Origin of the sequence: Mesorhizobium sp. M7A.F.Ca.CA.003.01.2.1 (genome assembly GCF_003998945.1) — a bacterium.
In the GTDB taxonomy this organism is placed as follows: domain Bacteria; phylum Pseudomonadota; class Alphaproteobacteria; order Rhizobiales; family Rhizobiaceae; genus Mesorhizobium; species Mesorhizobium ciceri.
This window is the reverse complement of the sequence record NZ_RZRA01000346.1, coordinates 1-5251: the sequence shown is the minus strand read 5'-3', so window position 1 is coordinate 5251 and position 5251 is coordinate 1. Positions and strand designations below refer to the sequence as shown.

Annotated in this window: 3 protein-coding genes; all 3 read left to right on the top strand. The window is 62.5% G+C overall.

Annotation, left to right across the window (positions count from 1 at the left end):
• The first annotated feature begins 31 nt into the window (after nt 1-31).
• A complete protein-coding gene (locus EN969_RS15660) occupies nt 32-1198 on the top strand; it encodes an N-acetylmuramoyl-L-alanine amidase (RefSeq protein ID WP_245467447.1) in 1167 nt (388 codons plus the stop codon).
• A 213-nt stretch (nt 1199-1411) separates the two neighbouring features.
• Nucleotides 1412-3868, top strand: a complete 2457-nt coding sequence (locus EN969_RS15655; protein ID WP_013531366.1) for a penicillin-binding protein 1A — start codon at nt 1412-1414, stop codon at nt 3866-3868.
• A gap of 117 nt (nt 3869-3985) precedes the next feature.
• A protein-coding gene (gene prfB / locus EN969_RS15650) for a peptide chain release factor 2 (protein ID WP_013531367.1) occupies nt 3986-5117 on the top strand; the annotation gives its coding sequence in 2 pieces (ribosomal slippage) (nt 3986-4051 and nt 4053-5117; 1131 coding nt in all).
• Nucleotides 5118-5251 lie beyond the last annotated feature (134 nt).

Genomic DNA, 5251 nt, shown 5'->3' with positions numbered 1-5251 from the left:
CCTCTTGCTGCTGCTGGCGGCCTCATCCGTCTTGTCCTCAAATGCCAGTGCCGCCGACGCTCCGCTCGTGGCAAAAGGCTACAAGATGGCCGGCGATGCCACCAAGATGCGCATCGTCATGGATTTCGACCGCGAACCCGATATCAAATGGTTCCTGCTGCGTGGTCCCAACCGTCTTGTCATCGATCTCGCGAATACGAGATTCGCCGTGGATGCCAAGGATTTGAAGGCGCGGGGCCTGGTCAAGGGCGTGCGCCTGGGCGAACTCGGCGAGGGCGTTTCGCGTCTGATCCTCACCGGCAAGGGACCCTTTGCCGTCGACAAGCTCGACGTGCTCAAGAACGAGGACGGAACCGGCTACCGCATTGCCATCGACATGTCGGCGGCATCCGAACGCGAGTTCGATGCCGCACTTGCCAATCAGGCGCTGACCACCGGATCGACCGTTTCGACCGACAAGGGAGGGCGGGTCGGCACCGGGCCGGTCTCCAATCCGGGCCATCGGTTCACCGTCGTCATCGACCCCGGCCATGGCGGCATCGACGGCGGTGCCGAGGGCCTGAACGGCACCATCGAAAAAAACGTCACGCTGGCCTTCGCCACGGAGCTGCGCGACAAACTCGCGGCCGTCGGCAATTATGATGTGTTCATGACGCGCGACACAGACGAATTCCTGCGTCTGGACGACCGCGTGCGCATTGCCCGTCAGCATGAGGCCGACCTGCTTATTTCGATCCATGCCGACACGATCAGCGTCAAGGGCATTCGCGGCGCCACCGTCTATACCGTCTCCGACAAGGCTTCGGACCCCGAGGCGCAGGCGCTTGCCGACCGTGAGAACCTCTCCGACCAGTTCGCCGGCATGGAAATCAAGAACGACAACAAGGAAGTCACCGACATCCTGATCGACCTGATCCGCCGCGAAACACACAACTTCTCGATGAGTTTCGCCCACACGCTGGTTGGCCAGTTGTCGACCAGCGTCGGTCTTATCAACAATCCGCAGCGCTCCGCGGGTTTCAAGGTGCTCAAGGCACCCGATGTGCCGTCGGTGCTGGTCGAACTCGGTTATCTCTCGAACGCCAAGGACGAGGCGCAGTTGCTCAACGCCGACTGGCGCGGCAAGGCGGCCCAGAGCATAACCAACGCCGTCGCGCTGTTCGCGTCGGCCAAGGCCGGATCGGGAACCGGAGGTTGACATGACCGGCGACGCCTGCAACCAGAGGCGGCGTTGCGCGACGACAACACCCAGTGCTTTTATTTCCGGCCAGCAGCCGTGAAATCAGGCATTGCCGTATTTTGTCCACATGGCGGCGACAAGGGTTTTCGATTACGGATTGGGACCGGCTCGAAAGCTTGCGTGAAAGGCGGCTTCGTTTAGGAAATTCCCGAACCAAGGACTGGAGCGGGTATGATTCGTCTCATTGGCTATTTTTTCGGCATCGGCACGACGCTGGCCCTTCTGGTCGCGGCGGGCGTTGCGATCTACATCGGCCATTTGTCGAAGGATCTGCCCGACTACGAGGTACTGGCCAAATACGAGCCGCCGGTGACCACCCGCATCCATGCGTCCGACGGCGCGCTGATGGCCGAATATGCGCGCGAACGGCGCCTGTATCTGCCGATCCAGGCCATTCCGGACCGCGTCAAGGCGGCCTTCCTGTCGGCGGAAGACAAGAATTTTTACAATCACCCGGGCATCGATGTGACCGGCCTCGGCCGCGCCATCATCGTCAACCTGCAGAATTTCGGCTCGGGCCGGCGCCAGGTCGGCGCCTCGACGATCACCCAGCAGGTGGCGAAGAACTTCCTGTTGTCCTCGGACCAGACCTACGAGCGCAAGATCAAGGAGATGATCCTCGCCTTCCGCATCGAGCAGGCCTATCCCAAGGATCGCATTCTCGAGCTCTACCTCAACGAAATCTTCTTCGGCTTCGGCGCCTATGGCGTCGCCGGCGCGGCGCTGACCTATTTCGACAAATCGGTCAACGAACTGTCCGTGGCCGAGGCCGCCTACCTGGCCTCCCTGCCCAAGGGGCCGAACAACTATCACCCTTTCAAGCATGCCGATCGCGCGATCGAGCGCCGCAACTGGGTCATCGATCAGATGGTCGAGAACGGCTATGTCACGCGTGAGGAAGGCAACAAGGCCAAGGCCGAGCCGCTGGGCGTGACGCCGCGGCGCAGCGGCACCTATCTGTTCGCCGGCGAGTACTTCACCGAAGAGGTGCGCCGCCAGATCATCGCCCGCTACGGCGAGAATGCGCTCTACGAAGGCGGCCTCTCCGTCCGCACCACGCTCGATCCGAAGATCCAGCTCATTGCCCGCAAATCGATGCAGAACGGGTTGATGAAATACGACACGCTGCGCGGCTATCGCGGGCCGGTGACATCGATCGATGTCTCGGGCGACTGGGGCGTGCCGCTTGGCGCCGTCAAGGGACTGGAGGATGTTCCCGAATGGTCGCTCGCCGTCGTGCTCGACAGTTCGGCGACCGGCCTGTCGATCGGCCTGCAGCCCGCACGGCAGGCGTCGGGCGAGATCGTCAAGGAGCGCGTCGAAGGCACTATCAGCAAGGAGGACATGGGTTTTGCCATGCGCCATGTGGTCGCCGGCAAGACCGTCAAGGCCAAGTCGCCGGCGGAGGTGCTGAAGCCGGGCGACGTCATCTTCGTGCAGAAAAACGATGGTGCCGAGGGCACCTACAGCCTGCGCCAGGTGCCCGAAGTGGAAGGCGGCCTGATCGCCATGGACCCGCACACCGGCCGCGTGCTGGCCATGGTCGGCGGCTTCTCCTATGCGCAGTCCGAATTCAACCGCGCCACGCAAGCCATGCGCCAGCCGGGCTCCTCGTTCAAGCCGATCGTCTATTCGGCAGCGCTCGACAATGGCTATACGCCGGCCTCGGTCATCATGGACGGGCCGATCACGATCCAGAGCGGCAACACGAGCTGGACGCCGAAGAACTATGACGGCACCGTCGCCGGTCCGGCGACCCTGCGCTCCGGCATCGAGAAGTCGCGCAACCTGATGACGGTGCGGCTTGCCAATGACATGGGGATGAAGCTGGTGGTCGAATATGCCGAGCGCTTCGGTGTCTACGACCATCTGGCACCCTATCTGCCAATGGCGCTGGGTTCCGGCGAAACCACCGTGATGCGCATGGTGTCGGCCTATTCGATCATGGCCAATGGCGGCAAGTCGATCAAACCGTCGCTCATCGACCGCATCCAGGACCGCTACGGCAAGACGGTGTTCAAGCAGGACGAACGTGGCTGCCAGGGTTGCAATGCGCAGGAATGGCAGAACCAGCCGGAGCCGGAGCTGGTCGACAATTCCGAGCAGGTGCTCGACCCGATGACCGCCTACCAGATCACCTCGATGATGGAAGGCGTCGTGCAGCGCGGCACCGGCGCCACCATCGGCGAACTCGGCCGTCACATCGCCGGCAAGACCGGAACGACCAACGATGAAAAGGACGCCTGGTTCATCGGTTACACGCCCAACCTCGTCGTCGGCCTCTACATGGGCTATGACACGCCGCGCGGCCTCGGCCATGGCGCCACCGGTGGCGGTCTCGCAGCCCCGATCTTCAAGGACTTCATGCGAGTGGCGCTGGACGGCACGCCCAATGTCGACTTCAAGGTGCCGGAAGGCATGAACCTGGTCGCCATCAATCGCAAGACCGGCATGCGTGCCGCATCGGGCGATCCCGGCACCATCATCGAAGCCTTCAAGCCGGGCACCGGTCCCGCCGACAGCTATTGGGTGATCGGCATGGGCGCCGACGGCTCAAATGCCACCGGTGGCGCGCTGTCGCCGCAAGCCAATCAGGCTATCCAGTCCGGCGGCGGCGGCCTCTACTGACGATTTTCAGGGGCGGATGGGCTGGCCTTGGGCCGGCCCATTTTGCTTTACAGCCGGCGGCGGCGTGCCTATGTATCGCGCCGACCGATTTCAGCAAACAGGACAGAACAGCCAGCCATGCGCGCGGAAACGCAGAATATTGTCGACGAGATCAGGCAGGCGATAACCCTGCTGAGGAGGCATCTTTGACTGGGATCAAGCCATAAAGCGGCTTGAATACCTCAATGTGCGCGCCGAGGACGCCAGCCTCTGGAACGAGCCGCTGGAAGCGCAGAAGCTGATGCGCGAACGCCAGAGCCTCGAAGAAGGCATCGCCTCGGTGAAAGGTCTGACGCAGGCGCTGGAAGACAATATCGGCCTGATCGAACTCGGCGAGGAAGAGCGCGATGAGGGCGTGATCGCCGAGGCGGAAGCCGCGATCCGCTCGATGCAAGGCGAAGCGAAGGCCCGCCAGGTCGAGACGCTGCTGTCGGGTGAAGCAGACTCCAACGACACCTATCTCGAAATCCATGCCGGTGCCGGCGGCACCGAAAGCCAGGACTGGGCCTCGATGCTGCTGCGCATGTACACGCGCTGGGCCGAGCGGCGCCGTTTCAAAGTCGAAGTGCTGGAAATGCATGACGGCGAAGAGGCCGGCATCAAGTCCGCCACGTTGATGATCAAAGGCCACAACGCCTATGGCTGGATGAAGACGGAATCGGGCGTTCATCGCCTGGTGCGTATTTCGCCCTATGACAGCAATGCGCGCCGGCATACGTCCTTCGCCAGCGTCTGGGTCTATCCGGTCATCGACGACACGATCGAGATCGACGTCTCCGAATCCGACGTCCGCATCGATACTTATCGCTCGTCCGGCTCGGGCGGCCAGCACGTCAACACCACCGATTCGGCGGTGCGCATCACGCATCTGGCCACTGGCATCGCGGTCGCCTGCCAGGCCGAACGTTCGCAGCACAAGAACAAGGCCAAGGCCTGGGAGATGCTGCGCTCGCGCCTTTACGAGGAAGAGCTGAAGAAGCGCGAGGCGGTTGCAAACGCCACCGAAGCATCGAAGAGCGATATCGGCTGGGGCCACCAGATCCGCTCCTATGTGCTGCAGCCCTATCAGTTGGTGAAGGATCTCCGCACCGGCGTCGAGAGCACCAGCCCGTCGAGCGTGCTCGATGGCGACCTCGACGATTTCATGGAAGCCTCGTTGTCGCAGCGCATCGAAGGCGGTGCCGGCGAAGCCGTGGCGGACCTGGACTAGGATATGCCCATATTCAGGTGAGGCCGGCCTGGCCTCATCTGAACATACCCCTGCGCACCACAGCAATGGAGGAGAGAGTGCCGAGCAAGCTCACCGGAAAATGCTTTTGCGGCGCGGTTCACTACGAGGTGGCC